Here is a 24,872-nt window from a genome sequence, read left to right on the forward strand (position 1 = left end):
ACGAAAAGGGGCGGCGCCTTGCGGCCCCGCCCCATCGATCTAACTGGTTCAACGCTCAGTAGCGGTAGTGATCCGACTTGAACGGGCCTTCGACGGTCACGCCGATATAGGTGGCCTGGTCAGGGCGCAGTTCGGTCAGCTTGACGCCGATCTTGGCCAGATGCAGGCGGGCAACTTTCTCGTCGAGATGCTTGGGCAGGATATAGACGCCCGGGGCGTAGTCGTCGCCCTTGGTCCAAAGCTCGATCTGCGCCAGCACTTGGTTGGTGAAGGAGGCCGACATCACGAAGCTCGGGTGGCCGGTCGCGTTCCCGAGGTTCAAGAGGCGCCCTTCGGAGAGCAGGATGATCCGCGCGCCCGAGGGCATCTCGATCATGTCCACCTGGTCCTTGATATTGGTCCATTTGTGGTTGCGCAGGGCGGCGACCTGTATCTCATTGTCGAAGTGGCCGATGTTGCCGACGATCGCCATATCCTTCATCGCGCGCATATGCTCGATGCGGATGACATCCTTGTTGCCGGTGGTGGTGATGAAGATATCGGCGCTGTCGACGACGTCTTCCAGCACGACAACCTCGAAGCCATCCATAGCCGCTTGCAGAGCGCATATCGGATCGACCTCGGTCACCTTCACGCGGGCGCCGGCGCCGCGAAGCGAGGCGGCCGAGCCCTTGCCCACATCGCCATAGCCGCAGACCACTGCAACCTTGCCCGCCATCATCACGTCGGTCGCGCGGCGGATGCCGTCCACGAGCGATTCCTTGCAGCCATACTTGTTGTCGAATTTCGACTTAGTGACGGAATCGTTCACGTTGATCGCCGGGAAGGGCAGCAGGCCCTTCTTGTGCAGGTCGTAAAGGCGATGCACACCGGTGGTCGTCTCTTCCGAGACGCCCTGGATCGCGTCACGCTGCTTGGTGAACCAGCCGGGGCTCGCGGCCAGACGCTTCTTGATCTGGTTGAACAGGCAGACCTCTTCGTCCGAGGTCGGCACGGCGATCAGGTCGGTCTCACCCGCTTCGACGCGCGCGCCAAGAAGGATGTAGAGCGTCGCATCCCCGCCATCGTCGAGGATCATGTTGCAGGTGCCACCCTCGCCGCCGAACTGGAAGATCTTGTCGGTATATTCCCAATATTCCTCAAGGGTTTCGCCCTTGATCGCGAAAACCGGAGTGCCGCCCGCTGCAATCGCCGCCGCCGCGTGATCCTGCGTCGAGAAGATGTTGCACGAGGCCCAACGCACATCCGCGCCCAGCGCCTTGAGCGTCTCGATCAGCACGGCGGTCTGCACGGTCATGTGCAGCGAACCCGCGATGCGCGCGCCCTTGAGCGGCTGCGACGCGCCGAATTCCTCGCGGCAGGCCATCAGGCCCGGCATTTCGGTTTCGGCGATGTCCAGCTCCTTGCGGCCGAATTCGGCCAGAGCGATGTCCTTGATGATGTAATCAGCCACTTTCGGCCCCCAGATCCTGAATTTTGGGGGCTATGTAGCACCGCCACCCCCGCGCGGCAATGCAAGGGCGGAAGCGCGGTTTACAGGCCCCCTCGCATTCGCTAGCACCATGGCCAGCAACAGGGGGCCGCGATGGCACGCGCATGGCAAAGGATGCTCTCGGGGCGCAGGCTTGACCTGCTTGACCCGACGCCGCTCGATATTGAAATCGAGGACATCGCGCATGGGCTGGCCTTCGTTGCGCGCTGGAACGGGCAGACACTTGGCGATTTCGCCTATTCGGTGGCCGAGCATTCGCTGCTGGTCGAAGAGATCTTCGCCCGCCAGAACCCCGGCATCGGCCCGCGCTGGCGCCTGGCCGCGCTGCTGCACGATGCGCCCGAATATGTATTGGGCGACATGATCAGCCCGGTGAAGGCCGCGATCGGGAAAGGCTATAACGAACTCGACACGCGCCTGACGGGCGCGGTCCATCTGCGCTTTGGCCTGCCCGCCACCCTGCCCGCCCCCATCAAGAAGGCGATCAAGGTGGCCGATCTGATCTCGGCCCGGCTGGAGGCCGAGCAGATCGCAGGGTTTTCCAAGGCTGAGGCGGATAAGCTGTTCGGAAAAACCGATGCTTCGGTCATCCGGGGGCTGACGATCCGCCTGCGTCCGCCCGCTGAAGTGCGCGCGGCCTATACCGCGCGCTACACAGAGTTGCTTGCCGAAATTACCGCGTGAATTTCTGGACGCGGTTCTGCGGCGCACGTTGCGCCTGGCCACCCATGGCAAGAGTGAGCACATCTGCAAGAATCCGGATCATTTTCTGATCTCCTTTGTTGTGGTCATGCCCTTATTTGCATTGACTTGCGGTAATTTGCGAGTCAGGAATTTTTCATCATCTGTTAGTTTGACTTACATATGAGCGAAATCGACTGGAGAAAGATGCCGGCCCTGACCTCGTTGCGCGCCTTCGCGGCGACCGCGCGTGAGGGGGGATTCAGCGCCGCCGCGCGGCGGCTGAACGTGACGCACGCGGCCATCGCCCAACAGGTGCGCGCGCTGGAATCCGACCTCGGGCTGAGCCTCGTATGGCGCGAGGGGCGCAACCTGAACCTCACCCCCGAGGGCGAGCGTCTGGCCGCCGCGCTTGAGGATGGGTTTGGCCAGATCCAGTCCACGCTCGAGGCGCTGCAAAGCCAGAAGACCGACAAGCCGCTAACGATCACCCTGCCGCCGACCTTCGCGGCCGAGTGGCTGATGCCGCGCCTTGCCAAGTTCTGGAAGGCTCACCCCGAAATCGCGCTGTCGCTGCTGCCCGACCCGCGCAATGTCGAGCTGCGCGAGGTGGGGGCAAGCCTGGGCATCCGCTTCGGCACCGGGCGCTGGCCCGGCGTGGTCTCGGAATATCTGACCGCGGCGCCGCAGGTGGTGGTGGCCGCCCCCGAATTGCTGAACGGGCGCAAGAAGCTGTCATTGCGGGAAATGTCGATGATGCCCTGGATCCGCGAACGCGGCTGGCCCGAGCTGATGCAATTGCTGGAATCCATCGGGCTAAAACCCGCCGCGCTGAAATTCACAGATTTCCCGAATGAGGAATTGGCGCTGTCTGCCGCGCGCGAGGGGATTGGTCTGCATCTCGAAACCGAGTCGCTGATCGAGGAGGATCTCGAGAACGGCTGGCTCGTGAAAATCCACGAGATGAACGACGAAAGCCTGGGGTATTATGTGGTCAGGCCGCCGGGGCCAATAAGCCCGGCGGCCCGAACGCTGATTGACTGGCTTAGATCGCAGGTCTGATCAGATCGCCAGATCTTCAAGCGATTTACCGGCATCGAGCGCGGCCTGCACCCATTGCGGCTTGCGCCCGCGCCCGGTCCAGGTTTGCGCGCTATCGGCCGGGTTGGCATATTTCGCAGCGACAGGCTTGCGGGTTTTCGCCACCGAAACACCCGTCAGTTCCGCGAGGGTGAAGCCCATTTTCTTGGCGGCTTCTTCCAGCTCGGCCAGGGCCTCTTTTTTCTTGCGGTCTTCGAAAGACGAAATTGCGCGATCCACCTTGGCGCGCAGCGCCTTGAGTTCGCTCATCGAAAGGTCGTCGAGATTGATATCCATGATTATCCCTGAATTGTTTTTTCAGAGATAATCATCTAGCGCGCAAAAACGCCAATTGTACTTTTGTCAGTTTTATTAACGCGGGCTGCGCTTGGCCAGAATACGCTGAAGCGTCCGGCGGTGCATATTCAAGCGCCGCGCCGTTTCCGAAACATTGCGGTCGCACAGCTCATAAACGCGCTGAATATGCTCCCAACGCACGCGATCCGCGCTCATCGGGTTTTCCGGCGGCGGCGGCAGGGTTTCCCCCTTGGCCAGAAGCGCATTGGTTATATCGTTGGCGTCGGCGGGTTTCGACAGATAATCGGTCGCGCCCATTTTCACCGCGGCCACGGCGGTGGCGATGGCGCCATAGCCGGTCAGCACGACGATCCGCGCATCGGGGCGCCGCTCGCGCAGCGCCTCGACCACGTCAAGGCCATTGCCATCCTCAAGCCGCAAATCCACGACCGCATAGGCCGGCGGGCGGCTTAGCGCGATCGCCTTGCCGGCCGTAACCGTCTCGGCGGTTTCGGTCTGAAAGCCGCGTTTTTCCATCGCGCGCGCAAGGCGGGTCAGGAAGGGAACGTCATCATCCACCAGCAAAAGCGTGCGGTCGGACCCGAGTTCGGCAAATTGATCGTCGGCCATGTGCTCTCCCCATGCATTCCGAAAGTCTTAGGCGGTCGGAACCGTCTGGTCAAATTCCCCGTTCGTTATTGGGAGTTTTTCCAGGCATCGACGAAACAGGAGACCTGCTCGGCCATTTGCTCGGGCGTGGTATCGCGGTTGAAGAAATCGACAAACCCGATTTCAGGAAACACCAGGTAGGTCTGGGTCGAATGGTCGATCAGAGTATAGGGGTCGCCAGGGTTCTGAACCTTGAAATAGGTCCGGTAGGCTTTCGACGCGACCGATATCTGTTCGGCCGAGCCGGTCAGGCCCAGCATTTTCGGGTGCATGATCTCGGTGAATTCGGCCAGAAGCTCGGGCGTGTCGCGCTCGGTATCGACCGAGACGAACACGGGCGTCACGTCATAGCCGCGCTCATCGAGCAGGGTGACGGCCTCGGCATTGCGCGAATTGTCCAGCGGGCAGACATCGGGGCAATAGGTATAGCCGAAGTAAAGCAGGCTGGGCTTGGTGAACACATCCTTGTCGGTGACCGTCTCGCCGGTTTCGGAAACCAGCGTGAACGGCCCGCCCAACTGGCCCGAACCGCCCACGACGCCCCGGCGGCACTGGGCGAAGATATCCTCGTCGCCGCCCTGGGTGAACAACACGGTTGCGCCAAGACCTGCGACGACGGCGGCCGAGGCCAGGATGGCGGCGAAGCGCGGAGTAAGTGCCATGAGAAGTTCCGTTCCTTGTCCTGCATTGATCGCGTGGGCGGACACTACTATCAAGTTGGGCAAGATTAAATGTGACAACCAGACCCATCTTTGGATTGATCGGGGGCAGAATGGCGGAACGGCTTGAGGCAAGTGCGCAATTTGCCGAGGCGCATCACGACTGGGTCCGTCTGCGCACTCTGATCTTTTTGCGCTGGACCGCGATCATCGGGCAGCTTGGCGCGATCTTTGTGGGCTGGTGCTGCTATGATATCGCGCTGGACCTGCCGCTGGCGCTGGCCACGGTGGGCGCGGCGGTCGCGGCCAATATCGTGGCGATCTTCCTGTTTCCGCACAGCCGCCGGCTTAGCCAGGCCGAGGTGACAGCAACGCTTCTGTTCGACACCGCGCAGCTTGGCCTGTTGCTGGCGCTGACGGGCGGGCTGAACAACCCCTTCGCGTTGCTGATCCTGGTGCCCGTCACCATCGCCGCCACCGCGCTGGAGCGTCGCCCGACGATCCTGCTGGGGATCGCAACGATCCTGATCATCTCGATCGTCAGCCAGTTCCACCTGCCGCTGATTACCCGCGACGGCACCGTGATCGAGATGCCAAGCGTGGTCGAGTTCGGCTTCTGGGTCGCCATCGTGATCGGCGTGGTCTTTCTGGGCGCCTATGCGCATCGCATCTCAAGCGAGATCCACTCGATGGGCGACGCGCTGCTGGCGACGCAGCTTGCACTGGCGCGCGAACAGAAGCTGACCGATCTGGGCGGCGTTGTTGCGGCAGCGGCGCATGAGCTTGGCACGCCCCTAGCGACGATCAAACTGGTGTCCTCCGAACTTGCCGACGAGCTGGAGGACAGCCCCGATCTGCACAGCGACGCCATCCTGATCCGCGAACAGGCCGACCGCTGCCGCGATATCCTGCGCTCGATGGGCCGGGCGGGGAAAGACGATCTGCACCTGCGCTCGGCCCCGGTGCTGGCGGTGCTGCGCGAGGCGGCCGAGCCGCATCTCGATCGTGGCAAAGAGATCCTGTTCGACGTGAATCCCGGCGAGGGCGGGGCCGAGCGTCAGCCCACCGTCTATCGCTACCCCGAGGTGATCCACGCCCTGCGCAACCTGGTGCAGAACGCCGTGGATTTCGCCCGCAGCACCGTCTGGGTCGAGGCCGAATGGACCGACCAGACCATCCTTGTTCGGATCACCGACGATGGGCGCGGCTATGCGCCGGGGGTCATGAACCGCATCGGCGACCCCTTCCTGCAAAACCGCTCGGGCGACCGCAGCCAGCGCCCGGAATACGAGGGCATGGGCCTTGGCCTCTTCATCGCCAAGACGCTGCTTGAGCGCACCGGCGCCCATCTGCGTTTCAGCAACGGCCCCGAATCCTTCATCCCCGAGGTCAGCCACGCGACCCGCTCGGGCGCCATGGTCGAGGTCAGCTGGCCACTCTCGCGGCTTGTGGTCGAGGACGGCGCAGGGCTTGGAGAGAACCAGCCGATTACCGCCTGAGGCGCGATCTTCCTGTGGATTAACCGCCTGTTAACCATTCCCTAGCGAAACTCCGCCGGATGTGGGGCGGAAGGGCGCGCGGATGCAATTCGAATGGATGCAGGCACTGGTCATCGTGGCGACTTCGGTCGGTGCCGCCTTCCTGGCCTTGCTGGGTCTAAGCGTTCTGGCGCCGCGCAGGCGGGCCGGGCTTGCACCAGCCGAGAGCTATCTGGAGCCCATCGTCTTCCTCTTCGACGAACAGCGCCTTGTCGATGCCACCACCCCGGCCCGCGCGTTGCTTGACGGCACCCCCGCAGGGCAAAGCGAATGGGCGCGTTTATCGGTCTTTCTCGCACCAAGGTTCGACGACTTGGCCCAAAGCCTTGCGCAACTGGCGCAGCGCGGGCGGATCGAGTTGACCGGGCGCGAGGGCGCTGATGCGCTGCGCCTGACCGCCGAGGATGTGAACGGCCTTGCGCGCATCACCCTTGCCGATCCCGCGGCCGAAGGGGTTGGCATGATGGTTGACGGGCTTAGCCTGCGCGCGCAGGAGCTGGAACTCGATCAGCTGCGCCAGACGCTTGACCACGCACCCTGTCCGATCTGGCGCGAGGATGCGGGCGGCGACGTCATCTGGGCCAACCGCGCCTATGCGCAGCAGGCGGGCGTGCTGGACGCGCTGACCTGGCCTTTGCCCCGGCTCTTTGAGCCGCAAGGGGCAAATGCCGCGCGTCTGCGCAGCATTCCCGAGGGGCTCTGGTTCGACTGCCACAGCCACGCCTTTGGCCCCGAGGTGCTGCATTTTGCTCTGCCCGCCGATGCCACCGTGCGCGCCGAGACAAGCCTGCGCGAATTCGTCCAGACCCTGACCAAGACCTTCGCCGACCTGCCCATCGGCCTTGCGATCTTCGACCGCCAGCGCCAGTTGCAAATGTTCAACCCCGCGCTTTTGGACCTCACGCATCTGACGCCGCAGTTTCTCTCGGCCCGGCCCACGCTTTTCGCCTTTCTCGACCGGCTGCGTGAGGCCCGCATGATGCCCGAGCCGCGCGATTACGCCAGCTGGCGCCAGCAGATGAGCGCGCTCGAACAGGCCTCGGCGGCCGGATACCATACCGAGACCTGGTCGCTGCCCAACGGCCAGACCTACCGCGTCACCGGTCGCCCGCATCCCGATGGCGCGGTGGCCTTCCTGTTCGAGGATATCACCTCCGAGATCGGCCTGACCCGCCGCTTCCGCGCCGAGCTTGAGATGGGGCAGGAGGCGCTCGACCTGATGCCCGATGCGCTCGCGGTGTTCCTGCCCTCAGGCGAGTTGGTGCTGTCAAACACCGCCTATGGAGCGCTTTGGGGGGTCGAGCCGGAGACGACGCTCGGCATCCTGACGCTACAGGACTCCCTCGGCCAGTGGCGCGCGCAGTGCGAGATCGAGGGGCTGAGCACGGCCTTGCGCAATCGTGCAGCGCAGGGCGGACGCGGGGAGGCGGTCGAAGGCACGGCGCAGATGCATGGCGGCCAGAGCCTGCGCTGGCGCGTTGCCCCGATGAGCGGGGGCGCGACGCTGGTCAGCTTTGCCCCCGCCATGGTGGCCGCCGCACCCAGGGAGGCCACCGTGCCGTGATACGGGCTTGCGGCAGCTCACGGGCGGGGTAAAACTGCCGCCATGCCCGATTTGCTGTTTCGCCTGCCCCTGCCCGACGCCGATGCCACCGCCCGTCTGGGTCAGCGGATGGCGCAGCTTGTCCAGCCCGGCGATGTGCTGCTGCTTGAAGGCCAGATCGGCGCCGGCAAGACCCATTTCGCCCGCAGCCTGATCCAGACCCGCCTTGCCGCGCTGAACCGGAGCGAGGATATCCCCTCGCCCACATTCACGCTGGTGCAGGTCTATGATGCCGCGCCCGAGATCTGGCACACCGACCTCTACCGTCTGACCCATCCTGACGAGGCGATCGAACTGGGGCTCGAGGAGGCGTTCGACACGGCGATCTGCCTGATCGAATGGCCCGACCGGCTGGCCGATCTGGTGCCACGCAAGGCCCTGACCCTCCGCTTCGAACTGGCCGATGCCGGGGCCTCGCGCTGTGTGAGCTTCCTTGGTGATGCCGACTGGGCCGAGCGCCTGACGGATCTGCGCGATGCCTGATCGCGCCGCACAGATCACGCGCTTTCTCGCGCTGGCCGGGTGGGGCGAGGCACATCGGGCATCGCTCGCTGGCGACGCCTCTGCCCGGCGCTATGAACGGCTGACGCACGGCGACGCGCGCGCGGTGCTGATGGATGCTCCTCCTGGGGATGAGGTGATACGCTTCCTGCGCATGGCGCGCTGGCTGCGGCAACACGGCTTTTCCGCCCCTGAGATTCTGGCAAAAGCGCCGGAACAGGGTCTATTGCTGCTTGAAGACCTGGGCGATGCGCTGATCTCGCGTTTGGTCGCGCAAGACCCTGCGCGCGAGGGCGCCCTTTACGCCGAGATCACGGCCTTCCTGCTGGCCCTCCACCGCCTGCCTCCGCCCGATTTCCTCGCCCCGCTCGACGGCACCGCGCTGGCCGAATTGCTGCGCCTGACGCCGGAATGGTATCCGGTGCTGTCACGCGAGGCGGCTGAGGCCCTCCCCGACCTGATCGCGCAACGCTACGCGGCGCTGAATCGCGAGCCCCCCGTCACCTGCCTGCGCGACTTCCACGCCGAAAACGCGCTCTGGCTGCCCGAACGCCAAGGGGTTGCGCGGCTGGGGCTCCTCGATTTTCAGGACGCCGTGGCCGCGCATCCGGCTTACGATCTCGTCTCGGCGCTGCAAGACGCGCGGCGCGATGTCTCGCCCAAGACCGAAGCGCGCGAGCGCCACCGCTATGCCGAGGCCGCGAACCTTGATCTGCCCCGGTTCGAGGCGCTCTATGCCCTGCTTGGCGCGCAACGCGGGCTGCGGATCATGGGCGTCTTCGCCCGGCTCTGCATGGCCATGGGCAAGGCGCATTACGTCGATCTGATGCCCCGCACCTGGGCGCATATCGCGCGCAACCTGACCCATCCGGCGCTGAAAGATATCGCCCGCGCCGTCCACGCCGCCTTCCCCGCCCCCACGCCCGACCTGATGCAAAGGATCAAGGAGCAATGCGCACAACGCCCGATGCATTGATGCTGTTCGCCGCCGGGTTCGGCACGCGTATGGGCGCGCTGACCGCGAACCGCCCCAAGCCGCTGATCCCGGTGGCGGGCAAGGTGCTGCTCGATCACGCGCTTGATCTGACGCGCGCGGCCGGCATCGCGCGGGTGGTGGCCAATGTGCATTACCTGGGGGATCAGGTCGTGCGCCACTTGGCCGGTCGCGACGTGATGATCTCGGACGAGACCAATGATATCCTTGAGACCGGCGGCGGGCTGCGCAAGGCGCTACCGCTTCTGGGTCATGGGCCGGTTTTCACACTCAACACCGACGCGGTCTGGAGCGGGCCGAACGTGGTCTCGACCCTGCGCGGGCAGTGGGACGGGGCGCGGATGTCGGCGCTTCTGGCGCTGATCCCGGCGGAAAAGGCCGTTGGCCATCGCGGCACGGGCGACTTTGCGCTGGATGCCGAAGGGCGGATCACCCGCGGCGGCCCCTATGTCTATACCGGCGCGCAAATCCTCAATCCCGCTGGAATAGAGACGATTTCTGGGGCTGCCTTCTCGCTCAACCTGCTTTGGGATCGCATGATCGCCGAGGGGCGCGCCTTTGGTGTGGTGCATCGGGGCGGCTGGTGCGACGTTGGCCGCCCCGAAAGCATCCCTCTGGCCGAAGCCATGCTGGAGCAGGCCGATGGCTGAAGGCACCGTCTTCGCCCTCCCCCCCGGCGTCGATTTCGCGCGGGAACTGGTGCAGGGCCTGATCGCGCGGATGGAGGGCCAGCCGCCCGAGGCCATGGCCCGCGTGCAGCTGATCGTGAACGCCGGACGTATGCAGCGCCGCGTGCGCGAGGAATTCGACCGCCACGGCGCTCGGCTGCTGCCGCGCCTGCGGCTGGTCACCGACCTCGGGCGCGACCCGCTGGCAGGGCTTCCGCCTGCGGTGCCCTCGCTTAGGCGGCGGTTGCAACTGGCGCAGTTGGTCGCACGGATGGTCGCGCACTTGCCGGGCTTCGAGGCTGGGTCGGGTATTTTCGGCCTTGCCGACAGCCTCGCCGACCTGATGGCCGAGATGCATAACGAAGGCGTCACGCCCGACCGCTTCGACCAGGTCGAAATCGCCGAGACCCATGCCGAGCATTGGCGCCACGCGCTCGCCTTCATCCGCATCGTCACCCGGTTTTTCGAGGATGAGACCGTCCCCGACGCCGATGCCCGCCAGCGCCGCGTGATCGAGGCGCTGGAGCGCAGCTGGCCCATCGACCCGCCTCAGGATCCGGTCATCGTGGCAGGCTCGACCGGCTCGCGCGGGACAACGGCGCTGCTGCTGCGGGCCGTGGCGCGGCTGCCCAAGGGGATGATCGTCCTGCCGGGGTTTGACTTCGATATGCCCGAAAATGGCTGGAATAGTCTCTATTCCGGCGATGTTCCGATCGAGGATCATCCCCAATTCCGCTTCCATGCCCTGCTGCAAAGCCTGAACCTGCCGCGCGATCAGGTCGCGCGCTGGACGGATGCCCAGCCCCCGGCACCCGAGCGCAACGCGCTGCTGTCGCTGGCGCTGCGGCCCGCGCCGGTAACCGATCAGTGGCTGAGCGATGGCCCCGCCTTGGGCGATCTGCACCCCGCTTGCGAGGGGATGACCCTGATCGCCGCGCCAGATCCGCGACGCGAGGCCAATGCCATCGCCCTGATCCTGCGCGAAGCCGCCGAAACCGGCACGAAAGCCGCGCTGATCACCCCCGACCGGATGCTGAGCCGCCGCGTCACCGCCGCCCTTGGCCGCTGGGGCATCATCCCCGACGATAGTGCGGGCGCGCCGCTGCATCATACCGCGCCGGGGCGCTTCCTGCGCCATATCGCCACCATGCGCGGGCGCCGCCTGACGCTGGAATCGCTGCTGATCTTGCTCAAGCACCCGCTGACGGCGACCGGCTCGACCGAGCGCGGCAATCACCTGCGCTACACGCGCGAGCTGGAGTTGCGCCTACGCCGCCACGGCCCCGCCTTCCCCGATGGCGATGCCCTGCGCGCCTGGGGCCTGCGCGGAGATATCGCGCAGCAGCAATGGGCCGACTGGCTTGCGGGCGCCATCGCCGGGCTGGAAGAGGCGCCACAAATGGCACTTTCCGCCTGTATAGAGACACATTTGCATTTCGCCACCGCCCTTGCAGCGGGTCCGGGCGGGACGGTCGAGGCCTCGGGTCTTTGGGGTGGCGACGCGGGCGCGGCCTGCCTGCGCACGATGAATGAGCTGTCGTCCGAGGCCGCACATGCCGGGGATTACTCGGCGGGCGATTATGCCGATCTGATCAGCCGCCTTCTGCAACGGGGCATGGTTCGCCAGACCGGCGCGGCGCATCCCGGTATTGCCATTCTCGGCACGCTTGAGGCCCGCGCCCATGCGGCGGACCTGATGATCCTGGCCGGGTTGAACGAGGGGAGCTGGCCCGAAACACCCGCGCCGGACCCGTGGCTCAGTCGCCGGATGCGACTTGAATCGGGTCTATTACTGCCCGAACGGCAGATCGGTCTGTCGGCGCATGACTTCCAGCAGGCCATGGGTGCGCGGCGCGTGGTGATCAGCCGCGCCCGCCGCGATGCAGAGGCCGAGACGGTTCCCTCGCGCTGGCTGAATCGTCTGACCAACCTTCTGGGCGGCCTGCCCGCGCAACACGGCCCCGAGGCGCTGGCCGCGATGGAGGCGCGTGGTAAGTACTGGCTGAACTTGGCCGAGGCGGTCGAAACCCCACGCGAACCGATCCCGCCCGCGCCACGACCCTCGCCCCGCCCGCCGGTCGCCGCGCGTCCGCGCGAGCTGCCCGTCACCGCGATCCGCAACCTGATCCGCGACCCTTACGCGATCTATGCCGGGCGTATCTTGCGCCTGCGCCCGCTTGACCCGATGCGCCCCGCGCCCGACCCCCGCCTGCGCGGTCAGGTGCTGCACCTGATCGTCGAGCGGTTCATCCGCGAGCGCACGGACAACGAGCCGCCCGAAGCCGCCGAGGCCCGCCTGATGCAGATCGCGCAGAGCGTGATGGAAAGCGAGATCCCCTGGCCCAGCGTGCAACGCCTTTGGCTTGGCCGGATCGCGCGCATCGCCCGCAAATTCCTGTGTGACGAAGCCGAGCGGATGCAGCGCGGCACCCCTGCTGTGATCGAAAAAAAAGGCTCTGTTCCACTGGAAAAGAGCCTTTTCACCCTGACCGCCAAGCCCGACCGGATCGACATTCTCGAAGACGGGCGGGCGCAGATCTACGACTATAAATCGGGCAAGCCCCCCAGTGACGATGCCGTGCTGCATTTCGACAAGCAGATGCTGCTGGAGGCCGCGATGGTCGAACGCGGCGGGTTTGACGCGCTTGGGCCCGCCGGAGTCGCGGGGATGACCTATATCCGCCTTGGCGGCGATGGCGAGACGCGCGATATCAAGCCCAAGGAGAGCCTCGATGAGGTCTGGGACAAGTTCGAGACCCTGATCGCGCGCTATCTGGCGCCAGAGCAGGGCTACTCGGCCCGCCGCGCCTTGCAGAAATCGACCGACGCCAGCGATTACGATCACCTCTCGCGCTTTGGCGAGTGGGAGATGAGCGACGACCCGACCCCGGAGGATCTGGAATGAGCGCCCCCGACCAGGCCACGCAGCGCCAGATCGCGGCGGCGAACCCGGTGGAGTCGACCTGGCTCTCGGCCAACGCCGGATCGGGCAAGACCAAGGTGCTGACCGACCGCGTCGCGCGCCTGCTTTTGGGCGGAACAGAGCCGCAAAAGGTGCTCTGCCTGACCTATACCAAGGCCGCTGCCGCCGAGATGCAGAACCGCCTGCTCAAGCGTCTCGGCTCCTGGGCGATGCTGGGGGACGCCGAACTGCGCGCCGAGTTGCGCAAACTGGGCGAGGAAGGCGAGATCAGCCCCGAGCGCCTTGCCCGCGCGCGGCGCCTGTTCGCGCAGGCGATCGAGACGCCGGGCGGCTTGAAGATCCAGACGATCCACTCGTTCTGCGCAGCGCTGCTGCGGCGCTTCCCGTTGGAGGCCGGCGTGGCCCATGGCTTTCGCGAAATGGACGATCGCACGGCGGCCGTGCTGCGCCACGATATCCTTGAAGAGATCGCCGGGGGCGAGGACCGCGCAGCTTTTGACAGTCTTGCGCGGTGTTTCTCAGGCGACGATCTGACGAAGCTAATCAACGATATCAGCCGTAATAGACACGCTTTTCCGGCTGATTTCGACCGTCGGGCGGCGCTGGAGGTCTTCGGTATGCCGCCGGATTACACCATCGCGCGACTGCTCGACGATGTGTTCGGGCCGGGCGATCTGAGGCTGCTGCATGACCTCGCGCCGGTCCTTTTGGCCAGCGGCGCAAACGATACCAAGCTGGGCACCGTCTTTGCCGGGATCGGGGAACTGACGCTTGAGACCCTGATCAAGCTTGAATCCGTCCTGCTGTTTGGCAGCGGTGCCGCCAATGCATTCGGCCCCAAGATCGGCTCGATCCCCACCAAGGCGCTGCGCGAAGGCCCCGCCGCCCCCTATATGAGCGCCCTGAGCGCGCTGATGGAGCGCGCGGCCGATGCCCGCCCGCGCCGCCTTGCCCTTGCCGCGGCCGAGCGCACCCTGGCCTTGCACCGCTTCGCCCGCGCCTTCCTGCCGCGCATGGCCGCGCGCAAGGCCGCACAGGGATGGCTCGATTTCGACGACCTGATCGAACGCGCGGCGCATCTGCTATCCACACCCTCGGTCGCGCAATGGGTGCTCTTTCGTCTCGATGGCGGGATCGACCATATCCTCGTAGATGAGGCGCAGGACACCAGCCCCGAGCAATGGATCGTCATCGAGCGCCTGACCGACGAATTTACCGCTGGCGAAGGCGCGCGCGGCGTGCAGCGCACGATCTTCGTGGTCGGCGATCGCAAACAGTCGATCTATTCGTTCCAGGGTGCGGATTTGCGGCGTTTTGAGGCGATGCAGAGCCACTTTTCGGCGAAATTCGCAGCCGTCTCGCGCCCCTTGCAGGAAACCGCGCTGCTGCATTCGTTCCGCTCTTCCGAGGCGGTTCTTCGGCTGACCGACCTGACCTTTGAGGGCGCCGCCGCGCAGGGCCTTGGTGGCGCACCCGAGCATATCGCCTTCCACAACCTGCTGCCCGGGCGCGTCGATCTGTGGCCGCCCGTCGAGAAGCCCGAAAAGCCCGAGGACGGGCATTGGGAAGACCCGGTGGATCAGCGCGGCGCCAGCGATGCGCCGCTGGTGCTGGCGCGCGCCATTGCGGCCGAGATCCGCGCGATGATCGACTCAGGCACGCAGATCCCCGGCAGCCCTGCGCCCCGCCCGGTACATGAGGGCGATTTCCTGATCCTGGTGCAGCGCCGCTCGGCGCTCTTTGCCGAGATCATCCGCGCCTGCAAGGCCGCCAAACTGGCGGTTGCGGGGGTCGATCGGCTCAAGCTTGGCGCGGAACTTGCGGTCAAGGATATCCGCGCGACGCTGGCCTTCCTGGCCACGCCCGAAGACGATCTTGCGCTGGCGGAGGCTCTGAAATCGCCGCTTTTCGGCTGGGGTGAGGCGATGCTTTACCGCCTCGCGCAGCCCCGCAAGGGCTACCTGTGGGAAGCACTGCGCAACAGCGACATCGCCCCGCACACCGTCGAAGTGCTGCAAGACCTGCGCGACAACACCGACTTCCTGCGCCCCTTCGACCTGATCGAGCGCCTGCTGACCCGCCATGGCGGCCGCCAGCGGCTGATCGCGCGGCTGGGGATCGAGGCGGAGGACGGCATCGACGAGCTGATCTCGCAGGCGCTGGCCTTCGAACAGATGGAGGTGCCAAGCCTCACCGGCTTCCTCGGCTGGCTCGATGCCGAGGATATCGAGGTCAAGCGCCAGCTTGAGGGCGGCGGTCGCGCGATTCGGGTGATGACCGTGCATGGCGCCAAGGGCCTTGAGGCGCCGATCGTCATCCTGCCCGACACAGCCAAGCGCAAGCCGCCGCAGGGCTCAGAGATCTTCCGCCTCAACGACCGGATCGGCGTCTGGAGCACGGCGAAGGCGGAAATGCCCGATGCGCTGGCACAAGCGCAGGCTGATGAGGTCGCCCGCGCCGAGGAAGAACGCATGCGTCTGCTTTACGTGGCGCTGACGCGGGCCGAGAAATGGCTGATCGTTGCCGCGGCGGGCGAGGTCGGCGCCGGGGGCGACAGCTGGTATTCGCTGGTGGCCGAGGGCCTTGCGCGGGTGGGTGCGCAGGAAAGTCAGGCAATCTCGCCGCAGGTGCGCGATCTGGGGGCGATCCGCAGGCTCAGCCATGGCGACTGGCCCGAGGCGGGCACGCCCGCCAACGCGACCGCCACGCAGGCACCCGACATTCCGGCTTGGGCCACCGACTCCGCCCCGCGGCCCGAGCGCGCGGTGCGGGCGCTCTCGCCCTCGGATCTGGGGGGCGCCAAGGCGCTGCCGGGCGATGCGGCCCTGCCCGAGGAAGAGGCCAAACGCTACGGACGCCAGCTTCACAGCCTGCTGGAGCACCTGCCCGGCTGGCCCGAGGATCGCTGGTCCGAGATCGCGCACAGCCTGCTTTCAACGGGCGAGGATGCGGCGGATTATGCCAAAATAGACACTATTCTGGCCGCGGCCAGGCATGTCTTGCTGCTGCCCGCGATGGCCCCGTTCCTCGCGCCCGATGCTTTCGCCGAGGTTGAACTGACCGCGAGCCTGCCGGAACTGGATGGCCAGCAAATCCACGGCATCGTCGATCGGCTGGTGATCACAGCGAATTGCGTGCGGGTGCTCGACTACAAGTCGAACGCCGTCGTGCCGGGCAGCCCCGAGAACGTGCCGCTTGGCATCCTGCGCCAGATGGCGGCCTATCGCGCCGCGCTGCGTCAGATCTACCCCGCGCATCGGATCGAGTGCCTGATCCTCTGGACACGCAGCGGGCAGCTGATGCCGCTGCCCCCCGCACAGTTAGATGCGGCATTGCGCACAGCCACCGCATCTTGACGGGCTGCGGGGTGGGCCCTACCTTCCCCCGCAACCGACCTTTCAGGAGAAGCCCCATGACCACCGCAGTCACCGATGCGACCTTCGATCAGGAAGTTCGCAAGTCCGATATTCCCGTCGTCGTCGATTTCTGGGCCGAATGGTGTGGCCCCTGCCGCCAGATCGGTCCCTCGCTTGAGGAGCTGTCCAAGGAACTGGCCGGCAAGGTAAAAATCGTGAAGGTCAACGTGGACGAGAACCCCGACAGCCCGGCGATGCTGGGTGTTCGCGGCATTCCGGCGCTGTTCCTGTTCAAGGACGGCCAGGTCGTTTCGAACAAGGTTGGCGCCGCGCCGAAGGCCGCGCTTCAGTCCTGGATCGAATCGTCGATCTGAGTCGACACCGACAATTTGCAAAACGGGCGCCTTCGGGCGCCCTTTTCATATCGGCCAGCCGCGCTTGCGCAGATGGTCCAGCAGCGCTGCTTCAAACTCGGGGCGGCCCGCGTTCAGTGCGCGCTTTTGCAGGAACCAGAAGAGATAGCTGTCGAATTCGGGGCGGGTCTTGAGGCTGGCGAAGGCCACGTCGATCCCGTCGCGCGGCACCGAGCCCGCGATATGGTGAAAGTCGATCCGCGCAAACAGGACTGCGGGCTTGTGGTGGAAATAGCCCTCGAAGGCGAGGCTGCTGTTTTGCGTGACGACAAAGCGGCAACCGCGCAGCGCCGCGTCCGAGCCGCCCTTTTGCACGCTCAGACGCGGATGGCGCGCGACCAATGTATCCAGCGCCGCGATTTCCTCGGCCGTGTAGCTCTCCCTCGGGTGCAGGGTCGCCATGACTGGCAGGTCAGTGCGCGCCAGGGTTTCCTCGAGCATCTTGACCGGACTCATTGCCTGAAAGCTGCGGGTTTCCAGCAGGCGTCCTTGCAGCGGGAGGAAGCAAAACCCCTCGTCTGAAGATGGCTTTCCACTGGAATAGAGCCTTTTTCGCCAGTCATCGGTAAAGCGCGTGGCCTCTGTGGCATCGACCGTCTCGGGCTGGAACTGCGCCTTGGCTACGGGCCAATCCCACCGGGTGGCAACGCGCTCGATCCGCCAGAAGGCGCCTACATAGGCCCGCCGACAGGTCAGCGCGCGATCATAGGTGGGCTCCTCCATGTGATACAGCGCATAGCCCTCGCGCCCCGGCGCGGCCAGCCGCTCGGCCAGTGAGCTTTCGCGCAGGTTCACCTGCCAGCCCGCGCCCTCAACCGCGCCAATCAGGCGACCAAAGAAATTGTGCTGACCCGCCCTGACCCGATCCAGTGTCGGCGCGTCGAGATAGATCCAGAGGAGGGGCGCGGTGCTCATGCCGGCAGGTTATCGCCGCCGCGATCTGGCCCGCAAGGCTTGCATGGCCCGCCCGCGCCCCTCATATCTGCACCAACACGGAGGAACACATGGCCGAAGACAAATTTCCGGGCTGGCACGGCACCACGATCATCGGTGTGCGCAAGGGCGGCAAGGTTGTGGTCGCGGGCGACGGGCAGGTCAGCCTGGGCCAGACCGTCATCAAGGGCACCGCGCGCAAGGTGCGCCGGCTCAGCCCCGGCGGGCGTGACGTGGTGGCGGGCTTTGCCGGTTCGACCGCCGACGCCTTCACCCTGCTTGAGCGGCTTGAGAAAAAGCTTGAGGCCGCTCCGGGGCAACTTGCCCGCGCCTGTGTCGATCTGGCCAAGGACTGGCGCATGGACAAATACCTTCGCAACCTCGAAGCCATGCTGATTGTCACCGACGGCGCCGATCTTTACGTCATCACCGGTGCAGGCGACGTGCTGGAGCCCGAGCATGACGTGGCCGCCATCGGGTCGGGCGGGAATTACGCCTTGGCCGCCGCGCGCGGGCTGATGGAAAGCGACCTTGATGCCGAGACCGTCGCGCGCAAGGCCATGGCGATCGCCGCCGACATCTGTGTCTATACCAACGGAAATCTGACGGTGGAGAGCATCTCGAAATGACCAATCTCACCCCGCGCGAAATCGTCTCGGAGCTTGACCGCTTCATCATCGGCCAGCAGGACGCCAAGCGCGCCGTGGCCGTCGCCCTGCGCAACCGCTGGCGCCGCAAACAACTGGCTGCCGACCTGCGCGAAGAGGTTTACCCCAAGAACATCCTGATGATCGGCCCGACCGGCGTCGGCAAGACCGAGATCTCGCGCCGCCTAGCCAAGCTTGCGAAAGCGCCGTTCCTCAAGGTAGAGGCCACCAAATTCACCGAGGTCGGCTATGTCGGGCGCGATGTCGAGCAGATCATCCGCGATCTGACCGATGCCGCCATGATCGAAACGCGCGAGCGGATGCGCGAGGATGTGAAGGCCCGCGCCCACAAGGCCGCCGAGGACCGCGTGATCGAGGCACTGGCGGGCACCGACGCGCGCGAGGCCACGCGCGAGATGTTCCGCCGCAAGCTGCGCGATGGCGAACTGGACGACAAGGTGATCGAACTTGAGATCGCTGATGCCTCGGGCGGGATGCCGCTTGGCGTCATGAGCGGCCAGCCCGGCATGGAAATGCAGATGCAGGGGCTGCAAGACCTGTTCAAGGCCTTTGGCGGCGCGCGGCGCACCCGGCGCAAGCTGACCGTCTCGGAAAGCTACGAGATTCTGATCTCGGAAGAGGCTGACAAGCTTCTGGATGACGAGGCGGTCAAGACTGCCGCGCTTGAGGCCGTGCAGGAATCGGGCATCGTCTTCATCGACGAGATCGACAAGGTCGCCGCCCGAGCTGAAACCCGCGGGGCTGATGTCTCGCGCGAGGGCGTTCAGCGCGACCTGCTGCCGCTGATCGAGGGCACGACCGTCAGCACCAAATATGGCCCGGTCAAGACCGACCATATCCTGTTCATCGCCTCGGGGGCGTTCCACATCGCCAAACCCTCGGACCTGCTGCCCGAATTGCAGGGCCGCCTGCCGATCCGGGTTGAGTTGCGCGCCCTGACCGAAGCCGATTTCACCCGCATCCTGACCGAGACCGACAACGCCCTGACCCGCCAGTACAAGGCGCTCCTGGCGACCGAGGAAGTCACCGTCACCTTCACCGAAGACGGCATCGCCGCCCTTGCCCGCATCGCCGCCGAGGTCAACCAGTCGGTCGAAAATATCGGCGCGAGAAGGCTCTATACCGTCATGGAACGGGTCTTTGAGGAGATCTCGTTCAGCGCGCCTGACCGCGCGGGCGAGACGCTGACAGTCGATGGCGCCTTCGTCGAGAAGAACCTCGGCGATCTGGCACGCTCGACCGATCTGAGCCGCTACGTCCTCTGAGGCCACTGGACGCCCCTTGGCGCTTTGCTATCTTGCCGCAAACGCCGGGGGGTCGATGCGCGCGCTTGTCATCATCGCATTAGTCGTCCTGTCCGCCTGCGCCCCGCGCGGGCGGCTGGACTATCACCCCGACCGCGAGGCCCCGGCGCGCGCAATCTTCGTGGGCAGCACGCGCGCCGATCTGCGCCACCCCGAAAGCCCCGAGGCCTTTGGCCGCAGCGAGGCGTTGCAACTGGGGCGCTTCGACGTCTCGGTGCCGCCGATGCATCAGCCGGGCGAGATCACCTACCCTTCGGCGCATGAGGCGCCCGATCCGCAGACCGATTTCCTCGTCTCGCGCGCCGCGATCTATTCCCAACCCACGGCCTTCCGCGCCGATCTGCGCCGGGAGCTTGCGCGCAATGGCGGCGAGGCGATCGTTTTCGTCCATGGCTACAACACGACCTTTGTCGAGGGGCTCTATCGCCTGGCGCAACTTGGCAAGGATTTCGAACTGCCGGGGGTGCTGTTGCATTACTCCTGGCCCTCGCGCGGGCATGTGATGGGCTATGCCTATGACCGCGACTCCGCGCTTTTCGCCCGCGACGGGTTTGAGGAGTTCCTGCGCGAGTTGCGCGCCGCCGGGGCGCGCCGGATCCTGATCGTGGGTCATTCCATGGGCGCCGCGCTGACCATGGAGACCCTGCGCCAAATGGCGATTGCCGGTGAAACAGAGACGATTTCGCGCCTTGCCGGGGTCGTCCTGATCTCGCCCGATATCGACGTCGACGTCTTCCGCGCGCAGGCCCGCCGGATTGGCAAACTGCCGCAGCCCTTCTTGATCTTTACCTCGCAGCGCGACAAGGCGCTTGGCCTGTCCTCGCGTATCAGCGGCGAGCAGACCCGGCTTGGCAACCTGCAAGACGTCTCGGCCGTGGCAGATCTGAAGCTGACGATCGTGGATGTCGGCGCGTTCAATACCGGCGAGGGACATTTCAACGTGGCGACCTCGCCGGCGCTGATCGCGCTTCTGGGCGAGACTGGGCGCGTGGCAGCCGTGCTGGAGGGCGAGCAGTCCGAGCACCGCAACCTGTTCTCGGGCGTGGTTCTGTCGGTGCAGAACGTCACGCAGATCGTCCTCGCCCCGGTCGAGGCGCTGGCGAACTAGCGGTTGCGGCGCAGATAGACGTAATAGGCGCCCGAGCCGCCGTGCTTCAGATGCGCCTCGCTGACCTGCATGACGGCCGCGCCAAGCGGCGGCAAGCGCAGCCATTGCGGCACCTGGTGGCGCAATACGCCCTGCCGCTGCGGAATCGGGCCTTCATCCAGACCGCGTTTGCCCTTGCCGGTAATCACCAGCACTAGGCGGCAGCCGCGATCCTGCGCATTCAACACAAAGCGGATCAGTTCGGGATGCGCCTCGGCCATGGTCATGCCGTGCAGGTCGATTTTGGCCTCGGGTTCCAGCTTGCCGCGCGTCATGGCGCGATGCGCCTTGCGATCCATCACCACCGGCTGACGTGCCAGATGCTCGGAGATCGAGGGCGCGAGATCATGCCGGAAGGCGAAATCCGGGGCCGACTGGCCGATGCGGAAATCCTTCACATCAGGGCGCGGCTTCTTGGGCGGAGGCGTAGGCTTACTCTCAAAAACAGGCTCTGTTTCAGCAGAAAATGGCTTTTTCGGGCGAAAGGCCTTGGCCGTTGCGGCTACGCGCGACCATAGCTCGCGCTCTTCCGGGGAAAGCTTGCGGCGGCGGCTCATGCGACCCTCCGCAGCACGATCATCGCGCCATGCGCATTTACCGCGCCCGCAGCCAGCCCCGCCTCGGGGCCGGAGCCAAGAAAGATATCGCCCCGCCCGGCACCCCGAATGGCCGAGCCGATATCCTGTGCCACGGTCAGGCGTGGCGCGAGGCCGGGGCAACTGACCCAGACCGGGCTGCCAAGCGCCACGATCTCGGGGTCAACGGCCAGGCTGCGGCCCGAGGTCACGGGCCGCCCCATAGCGCCGATGGGCCCGCTGTCCTCGGGCAGGTCGAGCACACGGAAGAACACGAAAGAGGGGTTGTGGTTCAGCAGATCGGGCACCTGATCGGGGTGCTGCTTGCACCAGTGCCGGATCGTCTGCGGCGTCATTTCCTCGACCGGAGCCACCCCGCGCCGCACGAGTTCCGCGCCGATCGAGCGATAGGGGTGCCCGTTCTTCCCCGCAAACCCAAGGCGCAGTGTGCCGCCCTCATCGAGCCGCACCCGGACGGAGCCCTGCACCTGCGCCAGAAACGCCTCGATGGCGCTTTCCAGATAGACCAGCTCTTGCCCGCCCATCATGTCGGTGGCGAGGATCTCGGAACGGCTGTGCCAGGGTTGCAGGGCATCGAGTCCCTCGGGTCGCGCGTAAAGCGGATGGTGAAACCGGGCCGAGGTATAGCGCGAGCCGGGCAGTTCGGGTTCGTAATAGGCGGTGAAATGGGCGCGCCCCTCGGGGACGACCTCATAGGGGCGGAAATAATGCTCGAACAGGGCCTTTTCGTGACCGGGCGCGGGGTCTGCCCCGTCCCAGCCAAAAAGATCTGCGGTCACGCAAAACGCCGCCCAAGCGGCGGCGTGGTCGTCGGTTTCCCAACCCTCGATCTCGGCCCAGTCGAGCGGCCGCATGGCTTAGCCGCCCGTGGCGACAAGCTGCCAGTTCGGATCGGCGCTGCCCATCTTGCGCGCAAAGGTCCACACGTCGCGCTGCTTGCGCGGAGTGCGCGGATCGCCCTCGACCACGTTGCCATTGGCATCGCGCGCCACCGAGATGACCTCGCCGAGAAAGCGCACGGTGATCTCGGCCTCGCGGCTCGCGGCGTCATACTCGGCCTCGGCCAGCGCCATTTCGCGCAGACCCATGAATTCGGCCTGGATATCCAGCCCCTGCTCGGCGCGCGCCTGAACGACGCCTTCGAAGGCCGCGTAGACCTCGGGCGACAGGAAGGGGCGGATTTTCTCAAGATCGCCGGTCTCGAAGGCCATCAGGATCATCTCATAGGCGCCGCGCGCCCCTTGCAGGAACGAGGTGACGTTGAAGCTCGGCTCGGCCTGCTTCATCTGCGCCAGCGCACGCGCCGCGGGCGAACCCTCGGCGACGTGATCGGTGATATCCTGATCAGGCCCGCCCTCGATCACCTCGAAGCCGCGACGCTGCGCGGGTTCGGGGCGCTCTTGCGGCGCATCCGGGTCTTCCCATCCGTCGCGCGTGCCCAGCACGTTCTTGAGGCGCAGGATCAGGAAGATCGCGATCCCGGCAAGGACGATCAGCTGGATGACAGCATTGGACATGGGTGCCTCGGACAGAGTGGGTTGGTATCGGAACTCTCCGAACCTATGTAGGATAGCGGCGCGTTCAAGTCCACCAACGCCCGAACCGACGTCAAGACCCGCGAAAGGATGCAATATGTGGATCTTTCTGGCCTTTCTGATCGTGCCGATGATCGAGATCGGTCTGTTCATCCAGGTTGGCGGCCTGATCGGCCTGTGGCCGACGCTGGCCATCGTGGTGCTGACGGCGATGCTGGGCACCGCGCTGGTGCGCAGCCAGGGCGCGCGGGCGCTCAATGACCTGAAAAGCTCGATGAACGAGATGCGCGACCCCGCGGCGCCGCTGGCGCATGGGGCGATGATCCTGTTTGCGGGCGCGCTCTTGCTGACGCCGGGGTTCTTCACCGATGCTTGCGGTCTGGCGCTGCTGGTGCCCGCCGTGCGCGAGGCAGTGCTGCGCTATGTCTCAAAGCGCGTCACGGTCACCAGCTTTTCGGTCAACCAGGGCTTCGAGGAACGGCCGCGCCAGCCCGGTCCGGGCGTGATCGACGGCGATTTTTATGAAATCGAGCCGGAAAACCGCCCGCCGCAGGGCCCCTCGGGTTGGACACGGCATTGAGACAGCGGGTCGAGGGTGCTACACCCTTGCCAAGTCGAACACGGAGACAAGAATGACCGAAGAAAATAACGGCGCCGCCCCGGTGCAGCCGCAGATGAAAATGCAGATCCTCGCCCAGTTCGTGCGCGACATGTCGTTCGAGAATGCCGTGGCGATGAAGGGCCTGCAGTCGGCCGACGTGCAGCCCGAGATGCAGGTGCAGGTCAGCCTCGACGCGCGCAAGCGCCCGCAGGACAACCAGTATGAGGTTATCACCAAGTTCAAGATCACCGCGACCAACAAGGCGACCAACACGGCCCTTTACCTGCTTGAGGTCGATTACGGCGGGATCTTCCACATCGAGGGCATCCCTGAAGAGCAGATGCACCCCTTCCTGCTGATCGAATGCCCGCGTCAGCTGTTCCCCTTCGTGCGGCGTATCGTCTCGGACGTGACGCGCGACGGCGGCTTCCCGCCCTTCAACCTCGACATGGTGGACTTCATGGCGCTTTACCGCGCCGAGCTGGCCCGCCGCGCCGAGACGCAAAAGCCGGCCGACGCGCCGGTATCCTGATCTCCGGGGCGCGGCAAGCTGCCTCAGGGACAAGGTGACCACATGACATTGGGCGCCGCCGTGCTTCATGCTACGGCGGCGCACCCGTTTCAGGCCGTAGGTATGACAGAACAGATCCCCGCATGGGTCGGCGACACGCTGGCCCCCATCGACAAGCTGGAGGTTCACCGAAAGGGGCTCCGCCACAAGGCGGTGTCGATCTTTGTCATGGATGGGGAAAAGGTGCTGCTGCAACGCCGCGCCTCGGGTAAGTATCACTCGGCGGGGCTGTGGTCGAACACCTGCTGCACCCATCCGCACTGGGGCGAGCGGCCCGAGCATTGCGCGATCCGCCGGCTTGAGGAAGAACTGGGCATCACCGGCCTTTACCCGGCCCATGCCGACCGGCTGGAATACCGCGCCGATGTGGGCAACGGGCTGATCGAGCATGAGGTGGTGGATATCTACCTTGCCTATGCCAAGCCCGGCATGGCCATCGCTCCCGACCCCGAGGAGGTCAGCGAGATCCGTTGGGTCGGGCTTTACGATCTGGCCGCCGAAGTGCGCCGCCACCCCGAGCGTTTCTCGCAATGGCTGGCGATTTACCTGGCCAGCCACATGGATCGCATCTTCGGAACGCTGGTGCGGGCCTGAAGGCGCGGGATTCTTGCCGATCAGTGCCAAAAGCCCCTGTGCGGCCCGG

The 24,872-nt window shown here is 65.5% G+C and carries 24 protein-coding genes; 16 read left to right on the forward strand and 8 right to left on the reverse strand.

The features are described from left to right. Positions 1–55: 55 nt before the first annotated feature. On the reverse strand, positions 56–1,453 hold the full coding sequence (ahcY, locus tag LZA78_RS11320; RefSeq protein WP_233677047.1) for an adenosylhomocysteinase: 1,398 nt from the start codon (positions 1,451–1,453) through the stop codon (positions 56–58). Between the two features lie 132 nt (positions 1,454–1,585). Here ahcY and LZA78_RS11325 point away from each other — a divergent pair, with 132 nt between their 5' ends. Then, complete coding sequence (locus LZA78_RS11325; protein WP_233677048.1) at positions 1,586–2,176, forward strand: HD domain-containing protein; 591 nt, start codon at positions 1,586–1,588, stop codon at positions 2,174–2,176. Between the two features lie 204 nt (positions 2,177–2,380). Continuing rightward, positions 2,381–3,235: a LysR family transcriptional regulator gene (locus tag LZA78_RS11330; RefSeq protein WP_233677049.1), complete on the forward strand. Its 855-nt coding sequence runs from the start codon at positions 2,381–2,383 to the stop codon at positions 3,233–3,235. On the opposite strand, the gene LZA78_RS11335 is transcribed toward LZA78_RS11330, so the two are convergent. The 3 genes from LZA78_RS11335 to LZA78_RS11345 form a co-directional block, all read right to left on the reverse strand. Next, positions 3,236–3,550, reverse strand: coding sequence for an H-NS histone family protein (locus LZA78_RS11335; protein WP_233677050.1), 315 nt, complete (start codon positions 3,548–3,550; stop codon positions 3,236–3,238). It abuts the gene before it with no gap. A 75-nt stretch (positions 3,551–3,625) separates the two neighbouring features. Beyond that, a complete protein-coding gene (locus LZA78_RS11340) occupies positions 3,626–4,180 on the reverse strand; it encodes an ActR/PrrA/RegA family redox response regulator transcription factor (protein WP_233677051.1) in 555 nt (184 codons plus the stop codon). A 65-nt stretch (positions 4,181–4,245) separates the two neighbouring features. Next, positions 4,246–4,881: an SCO family protein gene (locus LZA78_RS11345; RefSeq protein WP_233677052.1), complete on the reverse strand. Its 636-nt coding sequence runs from the start codon at positions 4,879–4,881 to the stop codon at positions 4,246–4,248. A 110-nt stretch (positions 4,882–4,991) separates the two neighbouring features. Here LZA78_RS11345 and regB point away from each other — a divergent pair, with 110 nt between their 5' ends. The 8 genes from regB (at position 4,992) to trxA (ending at position 16,835) form a co-directional block, all read left to right on the forward strand. Further along, a complete protein-coding gene (regB, locus tag LZA78_RS11350) occupies positions 4,992–6,377 on the forward strand; it encodes a sensor histidine kinase RegB (RefSeq protein WP_233677053.1) in 1,386 nt (461 codons plus the stop codon). An 82-nt stretch (positions 6,378–6,459) separates the two neighbouring features. Beyond that, complete coding sequence (locus LZA78_RS11355; RefSeq protein WP_233677054.1) at positions 6,460–7,980, forward strand: PAS-domain containing protein; 1,521 nt, start codon at positions 6,460–6,462, stop codon at positions 7,978–7,980. Positions 7,981–8,022: 42 nt separating this feature from the next. Continuing rightward, complete coding sequence (gene tsaE, locus LZA78_RS11360) at positions 8,023–8,502, forward strand: tRNA (adenosine(37)-N6)-threonylcarbamoyltransferase complex ATPase subunit type 1 TsaE (protein WP_233677055.1); 480 nt, start codon at positions 8,023–8,025, stop codon at positions 8,500–8,502. Then, on the forward strand, positions 8,495–9,496 hold the full coding sequence (locus LZA78_RS11365) for an aminoglycoside phosphotransferase family protein (RefSeq protein WP_233677056.1): 1,002 nt from the start codon (positions 8,495–8,497) through the stop codon (positions 9,494–9,496). The genes tsaE and LZA78_RS11365 overlap by 8 nt, the downstream gene beginning before the upstream one ends. Beyond that, complete coding sequence (locus LZA78_RS11370) at positions 9,472–10,164, forward strand: nucleotidyltransferase family protein (RefSeq protein ID WP_233677057.1); 693 nt, start codon at positions 9,472–9,474, stop codon at positions 10,162–10,164. Before LZA78_RS11365 ends, LZA78_RS11370 begins: the two co-directional genes overlap by 25 nt. Beyond that, a complete protein-coding gene (addB, locus tag LZA78_RS11375) occupies positions 10,157–13,087 on the forward strand; it encodes a double-strand break repair protein AddB (protein WP_233677058.1) in 2,931 nt (976 codons plus the stop codon). The genes LZA78_RS11370 and addB overlap by 8 nt, the downstream gene beginning before the upstream one ends. Beyond that, positions 13,084–16,461 carry a double-strand break repair helicase AddA gene (gene addA / locus LZA78_RS11380; RefSeq protein ID WP_233677059.1) on the forward strand — a complete coding sequence of 1,126 codons (3,378 nt, stop codon included), beginning with the start codon at positions 13,084–13,086 and terminating at the stop codon, positions 16,459–16,461. The genes addB and addA overlap by 4 nt, the downstream gene beginning before the upstream one ends. A gap of 56 nt (positions 16,462–16,517) precedes the next feature. Then, positions 16,518–16,835 carry a thioredoxin gene (gene trxA, locus LZA78_RS11385; RefSeq protein WP_218630040.1) on the forward strand — a complete coding sequence of 106 codons (318 nt, stop codon included), beginning with the start codon at positions 16,518–16,520 and terminating at the stop codon, positions 16,833–16,835. A gap of 45 nt (positions 16,836–16,880) precedes the next feature. Here trxA and LZA78_RS11390 read toward each other — a convergent pair whose 3' ends face one another. Next, positions 16,881–17,789: a hypothetical protein gene (locus tag LZA78_RS11390; protein WP_233677060.1), complete on the reverse strand. Its 909-nt coding sequence runs from the start codon at positions 17,787–17,789 to the stop codon at positions 16,881–16,883. 89 nt (positions 17,790–17,878) lie between these two features. Here LZA78_RS11390 and hslV point away from each other — a divergent pair, with 89 nt between their 5' ends. The 3 genes from hslV to LZA78_RS11405 are packed head-to-tail and all read left to right on the forward strand — an operon-like array spanning position 17,879 to position 20,887. Continuing rightward, complete coding sequence (gene hslV, locus LZA78_RS11395) at positions 17,879–18,436, forward strand: ATP-dependent protease subunit HslV (RefSeq protein WP_233677061.1); 558 nt, start codon at positions 17,879–17,881, stop codon at positions 18,434–18,436. Further along, entirely contained in the window at positions 18,433–19,740 is a 1,308-nt protein-coding gene (gene hslU, locus LZA78_RS11400; protein ID WP_233677062.1) for an ATP-dependent protease ATPase subunit HslU, read from the forward strand. Before hslV ends, hslU begins: the two co-directional genes overlap by 4 nt. 55 nt (positions 19,741–19,795) lie before the next feature. Continuing rightward, positions 19,796–20,887 carry an alpha/beta hydrolase gene (locus LZA78_RS11405; RefSeq protein ID WP_233677063.1) on the forward strand — a complete coding sequence of 364 codons (1,092 nt, stop codon included), beginning with the start codon at positions 19,796–19,798 and terminating at the stop codon, positions 20,885–20,887. On the opposite strand, the gene LZA78_RS11410 is transcribed toward LZA78_RS11405, so the two are convergent. The 3 genes from LZA78_RS11410 to LZA78_RS11420 are packed head-to-tail and all read right to left on the reverse strand — an operon-like array spanning position 20,884 to position 23,039. Continuing rightward, positions 20,884–21,483, reverse strand: coding sequence for a Smr/MutS family protein (locus tag LZA78_RS11410; protein ID WP_233677064.1), 600 nt, complete (start codon positions 21,481–21,483; stop codon positions 20,884–20,886). The genes LZA78_RS11405 and LZA78_RS11410 overlap by 4 nt on opposite strands. After that, entirely contained in the window at positions 21,480–22,376 is an 897-nt protein-coding gene (gene mltA, locus LZA78_RS11415) for a murein transglycosylase A (RefSeq protein ID WP_233677065.1), read from the reverse strand. Before mltA ends, LZA78_RS11410 begins: the two co-directional genes overlap by 4 nt. A 3-nt stretch (positions 22,377–22,379) precedes the next feature. After that, a complete protein-coding gene (locus LZA78_RS11420) occupies positions 22,380–23,039 on the reverse strand; it encodes a Tim44/TimA family putative adaptor protein (RefSeq protein ID WP_233677066.1) in 660 nt (219 codons plus the stop codon). 115 nt (positions 23,040–23,154) lie between these two features. Between LZA78_RS11420 and LZA78_RS11425 the strand changes: the two genes are divergently transcribed. The 3 genes from LZA78_RS11425 to idi all read left to right on the forward strand — a co-directional run bounded on the left by LZA78_RS11425 (position 23,155) and on the right by idi (position 24,823). After that, complete coding sequence (locus LZA78_RS11425; protein WP_233677067.1) at positions 23,155–23,637, forward strand: FxsA family protein; 483 nt, start codon at positions 23,155–23,157, stop codon at positions 23,635–23,637. A 52-nt stretch (positions 23,638–23,689) separates the two neighbouring features. Then, positions 23,690–24,190, forward strand: a complete 501-nt coding sequence (gene secB, locus LZA78_RS11430) for a protein-export chaperone SecB (RefSeq protein WP_233677068.1) — start codon at positions 23,690–23,692, stop codon at positions 24,188–24,190. Between the two features lie 102 nt (positions 24,191–24,292). Next, complete coding sequence (gene idi, locus LZA78_RS11435) at positions 24,293–24,823, forward strand: isopentenyl-diphosphate Delta-isomerase (protein WP_233677069.1); 531 nt, start codon at positions 24,293–24,295, stop codon at positions 24,821–24,823. Positions 24,824–24,872: the final 49 nt, after the last annotated feature.

Source organism: Rhodobacter flavimaris (assembly GCF_021378075.1).
GTDB lineage: Bacteria > Pseudomonadota > Alphaproteobacteria > Rhodobacterales > Rhodobacteraceae > Rhodobacter > Rhodobacter flavimaris.